At 44.7% G+C, this 15,453-nt stretch carries 14 protein-coding genes and 2 tRNA genes; 7 read left to right on the forward strand and 9 right to left on the reverse strand.

What is annotated here, in order from left to right:
• Window positions 1-293: transposase (locus HMPREF3277_RS07250; protein ID WP_141765197.1), on the forward strand; the 293-nt coding region annotated here is incomplete at its 5' end.
• 72 nt (window positions 294-365) lie between these two features.
• The gene (locus HMPREF3277_RS07255) at window positions 366-1,172 is read left to right on the forward strand and encodes an integrase core domain-containing protein (RefSeq protein WP_070870550.1); all 807 of its coding nucleotides are present in this window, start codon (window positions 366-368) and stop codon (window positions 1,170-1,172) included.
• A gap of 214 nt (window positions 1,173-1,386) precedes the next feature.
• Here the strand turns inward: HMPREF3277_RS07255 and HMPREF3277_RS07260 are convergent, their stop codons facing one another.
• From HMPREF3277_RS07260 to HMPREF3277_RS07300, 9 genes are all read right to left on the reverse strand, one after another.
• Complete coding sequence (locus tag HMPREF3277_RS07260; RefSeq protein WP_070495266.1) at window positions 1,387-2,046, reverse strand: phosphoesterase; 660 nt, start codon at window positions 2,044-2,046, stop codon at window positions 1,387-1,389.
• Window positions 2,047-2,159: 113 nt separating this feature from the next.
• Window positions 2,160-2,942, reverse strand: a complete 783-nt coding sequence (locus HMPREF3277_RS07265; protein WP_029609556.1) for a hypothetical protein — start codon at window positions 2,940-2,942, stop codon at window positions 2,160-2,162.
• A 561-nt stretch (window positions 2,943-3,503) separates the two neighbouring features.
• On the reverse strand, window positions 3,504-3,914 hold the full coding sequence (locus HMPREF3277_RS07270; RefSeq protein WP_070870551.1) for a hypothetical protein: 411 nt from the start codon (window positions 3,912-3,914) through the stop codon (window positions 3,504-3,506).
• 1 nt (window position 3,915) lies between these two features.
• Window positions 3,916-5,958, reverse strand: a complete 2,043-nt coding sequence (locus tag HMPREF3277_RS07275) for an integrase (protein ID WP_070870553.1) — start codon at window positions 5,956-5,958, stop codon at window positions 3,916-3,918.
• Between the two features lie 2 nt (window positions 5,959-5,960).
• Window positions 5,961-7,481, reverse strand: a complete 1,521-nt coding sequence (locus tag HMPREF3277_RS07280; protein ID WP_246830779.1) for a site-specific integrase — start codon at window positions 7,479-7,481, stop codon at window positions 5,961-5,963.
• A complete protein-coding gene (locus tag HMPREF3277_RS07285; RefSeq protein WP_246830780.1) occupies window positions 7,459-8,577 on the reverse strand; it encodes a site-specific integrase in 1,119 nt (372 codons plus the stop codon). Before HMPREF3277_RS07285 ends, HMPREF3277_RS07280 begins: the two co-directional genes overlap by 23 nt.
• A gap of 320 nt (window positions 8,578-8,897) precedes the next feature.
• On the reverse strand, window positions 8,898-9,413 hold the full coding sequence (locus HMPREF3277_RS07290) for a single-stranded DNA-binding protein (protein ID WP_003742079.1): 516 nt from the start codon (window positions 9,411-9,413) through the stop codon (window positions 8,898-8,900).
• Between the two features lie 3 nt (window positions 9,414-9,416).
• Window positions 9,417-10,799: an MFS transporter gene (locus HMPREF3277_RS07295; RefSeq protein WP_060974451.1), complete on the reverse strand. Its 1,383-nt coding sequence runs from the start codon at window positions 10,797-10,799 to the stop codon at window positions 9,417-9,419.
• Between the two features lie 129 nt (window positions 10,800-10,928).
• Complete coding sequence (locus HMPREF3277_RS07300) at window positions 10,929-11,558, reverse strand: lytic transglycosylase domain-containing protein (RefSeq protein WP_070441231.1); 630 nt, start codon at window positions 11,556-11,558, stop codon at window positions 10,929-10,931.
• A gap of 280 nt (window positions 11,559-11,838) precedes the next feature.
• On the opposite strand from HMPREF3277_RS07300, the gene ppx reads away from it, so the two are divergent.
• From ppx to HMPREF3277_RS07330, 5 genes are all read left to right on the forward strand, one after another.
• Window positions 11,839-13,347 (forward strand): exopolyphosphatase, encoded by a 1,509-nt coding sequence (ppx, locus tag HMPREF3277_RS07305; RefSeq protein ID WP_060974450.1) that lies wholly within the window; start codon window positions 11,839-11,841, stop codon window positions 13,345-13,347.
• Between the two features lie 352 nt (window positions 13,348-13,699).
• Window positions 13,700-14,572 carry a metallophosphoesterase family protein gene (locus HMPREF3277_RS07310; protein ID WP_003756659.1) on the forward strand — a complete coding sequence of 291 codons (873 nt, stop codon included), beginning with the start codon at window positions 13,700-13,702 and terminating at the stop codon, window positions 14,570-14,572.
• A gap of 434 nt (window positions 14,573-15,006) precedes the next feature.
• A tRNA-Glu gene (locus HMPREF3277_RS07320) sits at window positions 15,007-15,076 on the forward strand.
• 5 nt (window positions 15,077-15,081) lie between these two features.
• Window positions 15,082-15,157, forward strand: a tRNA-Ile gene (locus HMPREF3277_RS07325).
• Between the two features lie 44 nt (window positions 15,158-15,201).
• Window positions 15,202-15,387 carry a hypothetical protein gene (locus HMPREF3277_RS07330; protein ID WP_049225046.1) on the forward strand — a complete coding sequence of 62 codons (186 nt, stop codon included), beginning with the start codon at window positions 15,202-15,204 and terminating at the stop codon, window positions 15,385-15,387.
• Window positions 15,388-15,453: the final 66 nt, after the last annotated feature.

A 15,453-nucleotide genomic window follows, 5' to 3' on the forward strand; every position in this document is an offset into this window, starting at 1 on the left:
ATGACAGTAAGGAAAACCGGCAACATCTGAAAGAACATCAGTTGTTGGACGGCATTATGCGCAAAGCCCACCGTAACCGTCCGCTGACGGAAAATCAAACGAAGCGTAACCGGTATTTATCGAAAACCCGTTATGTGGTCGAACAAAGCTTCGGTACGCTGCACCGTAAATTCCGCTATGCCCGGGCAGCCTATTTCGGGTTGATTAAAGTGAGTGCGCAAAGCCATCTAAAGGCGATGTGTTTGAACCTGTTGAAAGCGGCTAACAGGCTAAGTGTGCCTGTTGCCGCCTAAAAGGCGGCCCGGATCCCTTATTTGTAGAAACTAGTAGCGTTGTTTACAGTATTTCCAGGAGAATACTGAAACATGAACATGCACAAAAACACCCGTCTCACCCCGCACCACCGCCAAGCCATTTGGCTGGCCTACACGCAGGGGAAGGAAAGCGTCACCTCCCCGGCACGCCACTACCAAGTCAGCCGCATCACTATTTACCGCGCACTTAAAGCCGCAAGAGGCAGACTACTCAAACCCCAAACCAGTACCAACAACCGTTTCAAACAGGCAAAGTACGGAATGAAACGCCTGGCCAAGGTAGAACGCGGCATTCAGGAAAAACTCAAAAGGCAGGCCAAACGCTACAATAAATCCTACCCCGGAGAGCTGGTACATCTCGATACCAAACGGCTGCCGCTGCTCAAAGGGCAGAAAGCCACCGATAAGCGGGATTACCTGTTTGTTGCCATCAACGATTTCTCAAGGGAGCTATACGCCGCCATTTTGCCGGACAAAACTGCAGACAGTGCCGCCAAGTTTCTGACTGAACACCTGATTGATCCCTGCCCATACCTGATTGAGTGCGTTTACTCCGACAACGGTACGGAATATAAAGGCTCGGCCAACCATGCTTTCGGTGTAGCTTGTTATGAGAACGGGATTGGTCAAAAGTTTACCCGGGTTGCCCGTCCGCAGACCAACGGTAAGGCGGAACGGGTTATCCGCACCCTGATGGTGATGTGGCATGAGAAACAGTTGTTTGACAGTCCGGAACACCGGCGAAAGGAGTTGTGCCGCTTTGTTAATTTCTATAACACTGTGAAGCCGCACCGCAGTTTGAACGGCGATACGCCGTTTGAGGTCTTGCAGGCTTATTTTTCTCAATCTGTGGTGTAAACAACGCAACGTTTTCCTACACAACAGGAGGGACAAGCAGTTTACGCTTACGCCTGTGCCGTTAAACGAGATCATTCATTTCATGCGGGACACTTGGCGGTATTGCTGATGCAAAAAGGACGGATTGAAAACCCGTCCTTTTGTTTTGCCGACTGTTTTTCAGGCAGCCTGCACTATTCAAGGCTACCTGAAAATTCATCTCTAAAATAAAAGCTCATTCATTCAATGCTGTCAATCTCGCCCGAACTTTTGCAGCCGCATCTTCCGTGCTGTTGCCGACAATAACGTTTTGCTTGTCGTCGAAATACTGAACGGCAGGGAGGTCGCGCAGGAAGCTGTCAATATCTTGTTCGGTCAGGAAACGGCCGTGCATATCCCAGCCGACATTGAGGGCACGCCCTTTGACGGCGGCCATGCGGTCGTGCAGATGGCCGTAGAGGTGGTATAGGCCGTGGTGGATGCCGTCCCATTCGTATAAGGGATAGTGGCACAAAATCGCGGTATTGCCGATTTCGGGCAGTTTGAGCCGCAGGTAATGGCTGGCGGACGAGAGCAACGGATGGCCGTCGGCTTTGCGCGTGTTGAGGAAATGTGCTTCGTTTTGCCGAATCAGGTAGTCGTGGTTGCCGTAAATCAAATGGTGTTGCCCGTTAAGCCGTTGCAGCACGGCTTCGATGTGTGCGGGCTTTTTGGCAAAGCAGACATCGCCGAGGTTGTACACAGTGTCTTGCGGGGTAACGACGCGGTTCCAGCAGTCGATCAGGTATTCGTTCAACTCGTCGGCGTTATCGCTTTGCAGGCGAAATTGCGGGCAGTATCGGGCGATGTTGGGATGGGAGAAGTGCCAGTCGGCTGTGAAATAGGTTTGAGGCATGGGATACTCGGTTTCTGGTCATCTGACAATGAAAAATAAGGTGCAGGCTGCTTTAGAGGTCGTCTGAAACGGAGTTGGGGCGATAAAAAGCAGCCTGCACTTTTTTTGCCCGCCTATCTGCCGGTCAATACCAACCGTTGGCAGAAGGCTTCCCAATCGGCAAGGGGCACAACGCGTTTGCCGTCTGCTAACCGGTGCACATCGGAAGCGCAGGCGGTGTGCCAATAGGTGTAAAACGGTAGTTTGGCGATGTCGGCTTCCGGTACGGCAGGGGCATTGTCTTGTCCTGGCGTATGCACAATCGGCAGGCCGAAATAGCTGTATTGGCCATCTGCGGCTTTGTCGCCTGTGTGGCCGGTTTGGCCGCGGTGTCTGCCGGTACGAACAAACCGTCGGCAGAATGCGTTCCAATCGTGCAGAAACACGGCGGCTTGTCCGTCTATCAGGCTTTGGGCCGAACCGATGCTGCTGTCCCGCCAAAACAGGTAGAACGGCAATTCGGCGATGTGGCGTTCCATGACGACCGGACAATCGCCCTGTCCTGCCGGCTGCATCACCGGAACGCCGAAACAGGCGGTTTCAGGCAAGGTATGTGCAGGCTGCATGAAGGCGTTTTGCAGGATAACGGCCGCTTCGGCAGGGTCGATACCCAAACAGTCGATGGCAGGCTGCAAGGTTGCAGGCAGGTCGCAAAAGCAACCTGCACCTTCCGGCAGGCAATATACCGAGTTGTGCGTATGAGCCAGCGGTGCCGCCCATAGGGTAACGGGCGAGGTGCGGATTCGGCTGCCTGCGGTAAAACGTCCCGAACCATCTTGGACGACTGTGCCGTACACCACGGCATACTCGGATTTACCGGGCGTGTGGTAGCACGTGAATGTCCAGTCGGTGAGCATGCAGGGGGATAGGGTGCTGTCGTGGGGATGTTCGGATGGGATGGGGTTGGCGGGGGGGGGGCATGGTTCATTCCTGAAATGGCGGGGTTTAGACAGCCACAGTCATTGCGGGGTATGCAGATTCCCTGAAATTCCGCGTTTCACTTCAATCGCGCTCCTGTTCCGATAACCAGTTTGCACAATTATTTTTTGGGAATACCTTTGGGATTAATGACTATGCAGCAGTCTTAAATTTTTGCATACATGGCCGCGTGCTTGTCTCCGGCAAGACGTGAGCAAAGCTGAGCAAATTCATATTGTTAACAAAATTAAGATTTAGTGGAGGCTGCTGCAAGCTGCGGTGCGGGCTTGAGCGGAAAGTAGTTCAGTACAATAGTGTTTGACGCGCCATTAAACTGCTGTATCTCTCCGACCAGAGAAAGTAGATGTTGACGACAATTGTCTTCTACTCTACCCATCAAGAAGTTTAATAGGTGTGAAGAGATTGCCTGAAAATTGATTTTCAGACGATCTTTTGTAGAGACTACTATAGTAAAAATAAATTACCTTACATCCTATAAATTACCTACGTTGACGGTTAACAGCAATAAGAGGCTTATTTAAAGTAATTTGGTTCATACCATGCATATATGCATTATATTGCCATACAATAAATTGCTGTTTATATCGCTCATTAATTTCTTCCAAACGTTGTACCTGAGCTTTTAAATTCTTAACTTGCTTTTGCAGATAATCCATTGTTACATTCGGTTCTGGGTTAGCTTTTGCTTTTTCTTTAAGATTCTGTTTTTGTTTGCTAAATGCCTCTTGTATATCTGAATAATTAGCTAGTGATTGTCTTTCAATACTTTTAACATTCAATAATTCTGAAACTTTGTGGCAAAGTAATTCCCAAGTTAATTTACCTTCCCAAGTCTTAATCAACATGATAATGTCTTCTAAACGTTCTTCTGTAACAAGAATTTTGGGCATATTATAACTCCATTAGTCTATACAAATCATTGTCTAATTTAGCTGTATCTGGTTTTAGAATGTCTATATCCATTCCTTTTTCCTGTAAAGCTAATTTAACTGGGGAAGGGTCATACTCATCAGGAATTCGTAATAATGATCCATTTGGAATTTCCCTATTTTCTAAAAATGCAATTTTGGTTTTTATATGTGTTAATCTCCATCCCAAATTACTTATCCACCGATCTGCACCAAAAACACCTAATTTATGGTGCTCTCTCGCTTTATTAAATTGTTCTGTAAGTTGAATTTCTCTAAGCTTTAATATTTCTAAAGATGATTCTAATCCTTTAATACAAACGAGTTCTTTACATGTTTCACAATCCCCATGGCGAGAGCATGGCGACATTGCATAATCATGTTCACAAATGCCTATTTCTGTTATAGTTGCAATTCCAATTCTATTTTTTCCTAAGTCTTCATAGGTTACTGGAAGATTTAAATGAATTTTATCTAACAGTGAAGCATCCTCGGGAATAAGTAAATTCCGAACTGCTTCACTTTTTTCTTCTTCTGTCCTGTGATCATAAGCCTTATTATCTGCAATTCTAGCCCTCCCTGCCCAGTTCGCTAAAGTTAATTCATCCATTCCACCTCTCTCAGCTTTTGTACTTAACCAATGCCTTGCATTGTGTGATAGCAATCTAACAAACTCTCCTTTCGAAGTAGTTATACAATGCTTTTCCCATAATGATGTTTTAGGGCGTGTATCAGAATAGCAGAATCTATCATTAATAAGATTTACTGTTGGTAATATAAAAGAAAATTTTTTAGGGAGAAAATTATCATGAAATTCATTTTCTCTGAATAATAATAAGGCTTCAGAAGCTTTAACGTTTTTATTTTTATCAATATATGGCCAGTAATTGAATTTTGAGGTATATTTTTCATATAAGTATTTCCCTAAAACATTGGGAGTTATAACACCACTATTTTCTTTCATTAACTTTTCAAACCACTTAGTTTTAATCCCATGCTTTCCATTAATTTCTAAAACCTTACCTATTTCTATTTCAGTTAAAGGTTTTTGAGGTAAATAATGGGATACTTGCATACCTTGATCTGGTGATATCATTACCGTGTTCGGATTTTCTTCCGCAAACTTTGCTGCTTTTCTTGCTAAAGCTCCTATATCTGTTAAACGTTTGACTGCTTCAATAATCACATCTTGCATGCTACTAGGAACCCATTTCAAACCCTCTTTTCCATTTTTTGCAGGTATCCATCGAATACCTAATTGCTTATTTCCTAGGCTATCTTCTTCCCATTCTAAGCAATTAACAGATAAAGACATCAACTCAGAACAACGAGATGGAGCAACCATAAGTAGAGCCATAACTGCTGTATAATACTCAGTTTCTTTATCTAAATTTGGTGCATCATGAAAGAGTTTGGCTACCAACATCATTTCTTCATCTGTTGGCATTTTACTTGAACGGTATTCTTTTCCTCTTTCATCAAGCAATATCGTTAAATCTCTAGGACGTTTATATGGGTTATTCCATAAAGACAAATTTGGAGTAATACCATTTTCACGACAAAAATCAAATAACTTCTCAAGTTGATATCCTAATTTATTGACTGATTCAGTATCTTTTTTATATTTTTTCAATACAAGGGTTTCAACTTCATTAATGACTAAATTATCGAGTTGTAATATATCGCAATTGTCTTTTACATTGTATAAAGCCATTTCAACCATACGTAATGACTCAAGATGCCGTGATAATTGACGAACTGGTTGCTGAGAGTAAACATAACGAATGTATGCTTTAGCAAAATCAATAAATGGTTCAGATAACGGCTCATATTGATAGGATGTAGATTTAACCCTATCTGTGGAAAAACGAACTTGAATGTTGTGAAGATTAAAGGTATCTCTCCATTGATTATTGTCCCAACAATCACTTCCGAAAGCTGTAAGTTTGTTTCTACAGAAAGTGATAAAATTTTCTAAACTGGATTTTGGATTCTCATGTACTTGGAAAAAAATTGTATTATTCATAATTAATGAGCCTCCATATTTTTTTTCATTTCATTACACGCTTGAACAACATATTCAACAGCCAATATAATACGATCCTTAGAAGATGCATAATCTATACTTTTAGTTCTTCTTAAACGTTCTTCTTTCTCTTTATACAGTTTATTTAATATTTGTTGATGTGGACCATCAACCAAAGGTCTAAATTTAGGACATAAATAACAAGTCTCATAACCAGTTATACAAAAATCATTCGTCCCACATGCGCCTATAGTATCTACTCCGTTATTAGTTATTAAAGATGTTGGATCAAATCCTCTCTCACTTTCATTCAAATTAGAAATAATTCTGCCAACGAATGCTTGGGCTAGTTTTCCCATTTCAGCACCCATAACGCGATCAATATATTGCACTGTATCCGCTGTATTTTCAGTATAGACTTTCACATTTTGTGTATCTGAGTGATCTAGTAGTTCTGCTATAATCGCTGCACCAACTCCTTTTCTCCCTAGGTTAGTCCCCCTTGTATGACGAAAACGTCTTGCATTAACATGAATAATTTCACCTGTTCGCTCTGAAACAGCTTTTTGATGTATACAGAATTTTCGTAATACATTTAGTTCTAATGAAGAGCTCGAGTAATGAAAAATATCTAATTCTAATAATGAAAGATCAAAATTCCTATTTTTTATATTATTCTTCAGAAAACGCCAATCAATAAACATTGGTAATTTCATTTTATAATCTGATATAAATGTTTCATCAACCAGGCTAAGCAATTTTTTATACTGATATTCTAAAAAGTTTAAGAGAACTAAATACAAGTCCTCTGTAATAGCAATCTTTTTAAATGTTTTTCTAAATAACCCACCTCTCTTTTTAGCACTAGGTATATTTAGGAAATAATTCCATGTTCCTTGAGAAGCTTCTTTTTTCAAGTCTTCAAATTTTAAATGTCGTATTTGAATAGGTCTTCTTGCAGTAGCTTGAAGTAAGTGGATATATGTATATGTTTCAAATGAAATAAGATCTTCTTTCCAAAGTCTAGCCAGCTCTGTCATTAAAGCTAAAATTTCATTTTCAGTAAATGCTCCCGTATAAGGGCATCTCATTATTACCGATTTACCTTTATCATTTCCACTCAAAGTAAAGCTTTCTAGTAGAGATGCAACAGCTTTATCAACTCCATAATAACCATACTCGTACCACGAGAGCAAAAAACCTTTTAATGAACCTAAATGCCATTCACGTTCTTTTCCTAAGTTGGTTTTCCAATTTAATAGCGTATAAGTATCAATGGTTTTTAGTTGCGTATTAACTACTAATTCATGAAATCTATTGTACATATTAATAGTATGGTAGCTAGAGTATTTTTCAGCATAGATAGCTAATGTTTTTCTAAAGCTATTTAATGTTTTTTTATCTATATTCAATACAGCTTGAGAGAAATTTAGTTTAATATCTTTACTTATACGCCAAGAGTTTTCATTTTCATAAAACGCATATCCATCTCTTGATTGTCTAAGAATTTTCTTCTGGCTCATAATTGTCAACTTTTTTTTGAAACTCAGTTTGAAGTTCTAATAGTATTTTATTAGCTTTTTCTCGAATATAACGTTGATTATAAACATCTCCAGATTTTTCTGATACATGTCCCATAAGGTGTTGCCTCATTTTTGCTTCTTTTTCTGGTGAAATAAAATCTTTATGGTAAAAATCATTACTTACACTCTGATTGTTTTTATCTATTTTTTTTGAAAAATCTAAGTTCCACTCATGACGAAAAATATGTGGATGAATAACAGAAAATTTTGGATCAACTTTTTTCATTGTTGGCACAATAACATTATCAAATGAACTTGTACTAATAGGATTCCCTTGGGTTTTCCCTTTCCGATGAGTTACGAACAAATATGGATGTTTATTTGCATTTGGAATTTTAGAACGGTAATTCATAATGTAATCATCAATGAGTTGAGCTATTTTCTGTGAAATAGGAAGACGTCTCTCTTTAGTTTTACTTACAGCCTGTGTTTTTCTTGAATCAAATTTATCGTCATGAGTTCGTCTTATTAAAATAAATGGTTTAGTTGTTCCTATCTCGATAAATGGAATCTGGATTGATAAAAGCTCTCCACGTCTTATCCCTAGTTCTTTTAATAATATAAACATCAGGTAATTTCTTTTTTTGATACCTATATTTTGAAATGGATTATTAGGGTTAGAATAATTAGCAATAGACATAAATTCATCTAACAATCCATTAGATAAATCTTCATTTACTCTTACAGTAAAATTTTTATGATTTTTAGGTTTTGAAGCTTTAATTAATAAAAGCAAATTAGCTAACTTTTCTTGGTATTCACTAGAAACTCTAATTACTTTAGATAAGAATAAAATATATTCTGAAAGCACTGTTAGCCTATTGTACTGATGATTTAAAGAAACAGATGGAAAAATTTTAATAAATTGAGTTTGTACTTTTTTTATAATTTTTCTTTTTGTACAATTAGTTTTTTTTTGTTTTACTGCATTCAGCTTCATATGCCTGATAAGAGTCTCTAATTCACCTTCAGTAGGAACTATTTCTTTTTGAAGCATTTCGCTAATGATTAATTTATTATTCTGTTCCCAATCCATTAACCACTGTATAACCCCTAATTTATTCCTAATCGTATTTACAGCACAGTGATACCGCAGTTCTACTGTAACCCATAACGTCGAATAGAAATCAGGTATCCCTGTTTCTTTGTTAACCAAAAGGGGAAAACGTTCTCCATTTTGGAAAAGGACCGTCTCCAATTTATACATGATGCTTAAATTTGCAAAATTAATATATATAAATACTAACGAATTCAATGCAATCTGTAAAGATTAATGTAAAAAAATAGAAGCCCTGTTTTAAAGGGCTTCTATTGGTGCTTTTGAATTATATTTTACATATTTTTCTTATATGTAACTCAGAACGGAATATCGTCGTCGATGTCCTCGACAGGGGCTGCCGGTGCGGCGGGAGCTTGGCGGCGGGGGGCGGCAGGGGGTTCTTGGTTTTGCGGGGCGGCTTGGTATTGTTGCTGCGGCGCTTGTTGTTGGTAGCCGCCTTGGCTGTAACCGCCGTCGTCGTAAGGTGCGCCACCGCTGTTGTCGTTGCGGCCGCCGAGCATTTTCATTTCATTGGCGATAATGTCGTATGCGGTGCGTTCGATGCCGTCTTTGCCTTGGTATTTACGGCTTTGGATGCGGCCTTCCAGATAAACTTGGCTGCCTTTTTTCAGGTATTGTCCGGCGATTTCGGCGAGACGGCGGTACATGGTAATGTTGTGCCATTCGGTGCGTTCTACGCGCTGGCCGTTGCGGTCGTTCCAGGTTTCGCTGGTGGCGACGCTGAAATTGCAGACGGCTTCGCCGTTGGGCATATAGCGGACTTCGGGGTCGCGACCGAGACGGCCGATAAGGATGACTTTGTTCAATGACATTTTTTAAACTCCTGTGATGATGTTTTCGGCGGCCTCTTGGTCAAATCCTTTTTGCAACGCCTTGATGTAAATGGTTTGTTTGTCTGCGCTGAAGGTAATGCTTTCGACGCCTTCGACTTGGGACAATGCTTGGTAGAGCGAATCGTGTTTTTCCTGCCATGCGGGACTGACGGGATAGCTGAGGTTTTTAACGGGTTTTGGCGCAGGGGCGAGTACGGCGATGACCAGCCATAGCAGCATCAATACGCTGCAAAAGGTGAAAACGCCTGCAAAGCCGTATTGTTGAAACAGCCATCCGCCGCTTGCGCCGCCTACAAACAGCCCGACGGACTGCATGGTATTGTAAACGCCCATCGCCGTGCCTTTCAAATCGGCCGGCGCAATCTTAGAAACCATGGACGGCAGGCTGGCTTCCAATACGTTGAAGCCGATGAAGTAAACAACCAGATAGGCGGTAATCAGCCAAATCGAGTGCATGCCGAACAATAAGCCGATTTGCGCCGCTGCGATGCAGGCGATGCCGAGGATGAAGACTTGTTTGAGCTTGTTGCGGGTTTCGCCGATGATGATGAGGGGGATCATAATCACCAGCCCTGCAATAGTCGAGGGCAGATAGACTTTCCAATGCTGGATTTTTTCCAAACCGAGCTGCGTCATGGCAAAAGGCAGGGCGGTAAACAACGCCATTTGTGCGGCATGCAGCGCGAAAATGCCGAAATCCAAGTTGAGAAGCTGGCGGTCGCGGAGGACTTCGCCCATGCGCGAGGGCTGCGCCTGTGTGTCTTCGTGCAGCTTGGACACTTCGGGATCAGGAGTCATCCAAGCGACAACGCCTATGCTGATGACGGTCAGGATACCGGTCAGCATAAACAATCCGGGAACGCCGATCATGTCGGCAATCATCGGGGCGACCACCAGGCTGACGGAAAAGGTCAAACCTATGCTCAAGCCTATCATCGCCATCGCGCGGGTACGCACGCCGTCTCGGGTCAAGTCGGCAAGCAGCGCAGTCACTGCGGCGCTGACTGCGCCCGCCCCTTGGATGGCGCGCGCGGCAACCAGCATGGGCAATGAGTTGGCGGCAGCGGCGAGAAAACTACCGGCGGCAAAGACAATCAGTCCGACATAAATGGTTTTTTTGCGCCCAAATTTATCGGAGGCGATGCCCAAAGGCAGTTGCAGCAACGCCTGCGTCAGTCCGTAGATACCCATTGCCAGACCGACCAAAGTTTTGTTGTTTTCCGCGCCGGGCAATGAGGCGGCATATAAGGACAAAACGGGGAGAACCAAGAACATCCCCAACATACGCAGTGCGTAAACGCCGGAGAGGGTGGTGCTGGCACGCCATTCGTGCGGAAACATTTGGATGCGGGTGTCTTTTGCCATAAAAGGTTTTTCAGACGACCCGGTAGGGTTTTGAGGTCGTCTGAAATTTTAAAATTATCAGATGTGCGGATTATACAGGATTCAAAAGGGTTTGCATTTGCACGGGCAGCAGCCGTTTATACCCCGCGGTCAGCCCCATTGCCAGCGGTTGCGCCATGCGCCTAAGACGGCGTTGGGGTATTTGTTGCTGCCCAGGCTGCCGTTGAAGCGCGCCAAAGCGCGGACGATGTTGCCTTTTTCGATATTGTTGTAGTGGCGCAGGATGGTACAGCCGTAGCGCAGGTTGGTGCGGATGTCGAACAGGTTGTGCGAAGGTTTGCCGATATAGTTTTTCCAAAACGGCATGACCTGCATCAGCCCGCGCGCGCCCACGCCGCTGATGGCGTATTGGCGGAACGCGCTTTCGACTTCGATCAAACCCAAAATCACTTGGGTATTCAGCCCCGCGCGGCTGCTTTCGTATTGGATGTTGACCAGCAGGCGGCGGCGTTCGGCGGCATCGGGAACGTAGCGGGCAAGGCGGGAAGACATCGCCGCCAGCCAGCGTTCGCCTTCGTTTGGATCGGCGAACACGAGGCGCGGCGGGTTGACATTGTTGATGGAGCTGCGCATGACTGAAGCGACATCGTCGGCAAGCGTTTCTTCGCGTTGCGCGCCGGCGAGTGCGGCGGCAGGGCTGAGCAGCAATGCGCCGCCAGCCAGTAAAAAGCGGCGGCGGGACAGGGATTCGGGCGTGAGGATCAGGTTTTCCGTTTTCATGTGTACTGTCATTCGTTTAGTCGGTTTAAAGGTCGTCTGAAACCCCTATTTTTGTTTTCAGACGACCTTTTGACGTTTGCAAAACGGATATTATAAGAATATCTCCGTGCAGAATCAAAGGTGGCGTGTATCATTGATGAGCAGATTGACTTGAAACAGACAATGCGTGATACATCAATACGGTGCAATATTGCGGCGGTTTAAAGTTGATCTGCGATATTGTCAATCAACGGCGGGACAGAGTAACATTAGAGCTTCGTTTATCCACCGGTATCCCTTCATGACCACTACGCCCACCAACGTCCTGGCATCCGTCGATTTAGGTTCCAACAGCTTCCGCCTCCAAGTTTGCGAAAACAACAACGGACAACTGAAAGTCATCGATTCCTTCAAACAAATGGTGCGTTTTGCCGCCGGTTTGGACGAACATAAAAACCTCGACGAAGCATCCCAAGAGCGCGCCTTGGACTGTTTGGCAAAATTCGGCGAACGGCTGCGCGGATTCAAGCCCGAACAAGTGCGCGTCGTGGCGACCAATACCTTCCGCGTAGCAAAAAATATCGCCCAATTCCTACCCAAAGCCGAAGCCGCACTGGGCTTCCCCATCGAAATCATCGCAGGCCGTGAAGAAGCCCGCCTCATTTACACCGGCGTCGTCCACACCCTGCCGCCCAACGGCGATAAGATGCTCGTCATCGACATCGGCGGCGGCTCGACCGAATTCGTCATCGGCTCCGACCTCCAGCCGCTCGCCACCGAAAGCCTGCCCTTAGGCTGCGTCACTTACAGCCTGCGTTTCTTCCAAAACAAAATCACCGCCAAAGACTTCCAAGCCGCCATCTCCGCCGCCCGCAACGAAATCCAGCGCATCAGCAAACTCATGAAGCGTACAGGTTGGGATTTCGCCATCGGCACATCTGGTTCCGCCAAATCCATCCGCGACCTCATCGCCGCCGAGCTGCCCCAAGAAGCCGACATCACCTACAAAGGCATGCGCTACCTCGCCGACCGCATCATTGAAGCCGGTTCCGTCAAAAAAGCCAAATTCGAAAGCCTCAAGCCCGAACGCGTGGAAGTGTTCGCCGGCGGACTGGCCGTCATGATGGCAGCGTTTGAAGAACTCGAACTCACCAAAATGACCGTTACCGAAGCCGCCTTGCGCGACGGCGTGTTCTACGACCTGATTGGACGCGGTTTGAACGAAGACATGCGCGATCAGACGACCGCCGAGTTCCAAAACCGCTATCATGTCAGCCTCAACCAAGCCAAACGCGTCGCCGAAACCGCGCAAGCCTTTATGGACAGCCTGTGCCACGCCAAAAACGTAACCGTCCAAGACCTTGCCCAATGGAAACAATACCTCGGCTGGGCAGGCAGGCTGCACGAAATCGGACTTGACATCGCCCACACCGGCTACCACAAACACTCCGCCTACATCCTCGAAAACGCCGATATGCCCGGCTTCTCCCGCAAAGAGCAAACCATACTCGCGCAACTGGTCATCGGACACCGCGGCGACATGAAAAAAATGGCGGACATCGTCGGCAGTAGCGAAATGCTTTGGTACGCCGTCCTCTCCCTGCGCCTCGCCGCACTTTTCTGCCGCGCCCGCCTGCCTTTGGATCTGCCGCCGCAAACCCAACTGCGCGCCGACGAAACCGGCAAAGGCTTCATCCTGCGCATCAGCCAAAACTGGCTCGAACAACACCCCCTAATCGCCGCCGCGCTCGACTACGAAAGCGCGCAATGGCAAAAGATCGATATGCCTTTCAACGTGCAGCCCCAATAGGGTTAAAATGGCAAAAAGGTCGTCTGAAAATTAGATTCAGACGACCTTTTTGTTATTTGCAGGGATGTCGTGATTTGAGATAAGGATTTTGAATCCAATATTTTTTAGTATTTGAAACAGGTCGATAAGGGCTGACCCATCAGATATTTTATCAATGGGTATGGTTTGGGATGAAGCATGGGCTTTCCTCAATAAATCACTCAAACATAATGTTCTAACACATCGATAGTGTTTCCTATTTAAGATTAAGCAAGTAAAAAACGTTTATCATTTGCTGCTAAAATGTGTCTTATATTTAAGGTGTCGGTATGTCCGCCTCCTCATTTCCATTCATTTGATTGAAATTTCTCCCATGCTCCGTTTCGCTCTATTCGCCGATATACATGGCAAATTCTTACTTCCTTTTAAGCTGGTACATCACTACCAGCAAATTACAGGCAAAAGCATAGATTTGATTCTCCAATGTGGTGATATGGGTGCTTTCCCCAGTAAAGATTGTATGGATAAAGCCACCTTGCGTCATGCTGCAAAAGATCGCAATGAATTGGGATTTATGGACGATTTTGTGCAACCGAATCCTCAAATCGCCCGATTTCTCGATAAACTTAATATCGATATGCTTTGCGTACGTGGCAATCATGAAGATCATGGTTTTTTAGACGAATTAGAACGGCAAAGCGAGCAGGCTGCTTTTACCATTGATGCTTATGAGCGCGTTTGGGTACTCAAAACGGGGGATTCGTTTGTGTTTCAAAAAGGAGGAGAATCGCTGGAAATAATCGGCATCGGCCGTATTGGCGATAGAAAACAACGACCTCATGGCGAATTTATCCAAGAATATGAACGTCAGAATCTGCGCCGTTTGGTTAAAGATTGCCTGAAAAGCAAACATGACCCCGATGTGCTGATTACGCATGATAAGTTTGGTGACAGCCAGCGCGGTTATGGCTCTGTTGAAATTGCAGAAGTGATGGATAAGCTTGCTTTTGCCTACCATTTTTACGGACATACTGGAGAAGCATATCAGCAAAATTTGGCAGACAACGGCATTACACAGTCGGTAAAAATTAAAGAATTGGAATTTGACGGAGAGGGTAAGTTGTCGGAGGGGTGTATGTTGATTTTGGAAGTAGAGCAGCAGAAGGGTGACAAGCATTTTACGCTTTCACCTGTACCATTAAACGAGATTATCCATTTTATGCGGGATACTTGGCGATATTACTGATGTAAAAGGGGCGGATAAGGAAATCCGTCCTTTTATTTTGGTTGATTGTTTTAGATAGTTCGAACCCTTAATGATATTTGATTTGGAACCGCTGTAAGAAATGGTAACGGCAAAGGTAGTAGAGGCATTATCGGCTAATGGGCTACTTAATAGTGCTCGGAATGAATGGCAAACAACTTACTAAATCAATATTTGTTTTCAGGCTGTCTTTTTAATACAATCTGTCCATGCTTTTCAAAGCGATTAGCAGCGGCTCTGCGTGTTTAGCGGCAGGCAGAACTGTGCGGGCGGCGTGCCGATATTCCGCATCCTGCGCTACGAAAGTGGCGGAAAGCAGAAAACCAAAGGCAAAAGCGTGTTTCGTCTAGTGGGAAAGACGGCGGGCATAGGGTCCGCAAACATGGGTTCGAATCCCATAGCACAAAGCTGATGGAAAGTGTTTAGCTCACTCGGTAGAGCATCAGAATTTCATTCTGACGGTAGCGGGTTCGATTCCCGCAACACAAGCATTTGAATTAGCTCATTGGGTAGAGCAAAGGACTTATAATCCTTGTGTAACAGGTTCGATTCCTGTATTCAAAACCAAGCCTGTCGGGGCTTTATCCGACACTATCCTTTCACGATAGAAAATGGTTTGTAAAACCGACACTTATTGGTCTCAAAAACCAAAAACGCAGTACCGCAACCTGCTGCTGCCGCTTTCTGAGCGGCGCGGCGTCGGACGGCGTTTCAGGCAGCCTGCACCATTGGGGTCGTCTGAAACCTATCCGCCGCCATACCGCAAAGACAACGGACAAGGCTTGCGGCCCGGCTGACGCAAAGGCGGGCATGTTACCGGCGCACGGCAAAACGGTTTAGGCAAGATGTGAAACCCAAGCCCT

This window comes from Neisseria sp. HMSC70E02, assembly GCF_001838645.1.
Classification (GTDB): Bacteria; Pseudomonadota; Gammaproteobacteria; order Burkholderiales; family Neisseriaceae; genus Neisseria; species Neisseria macacae.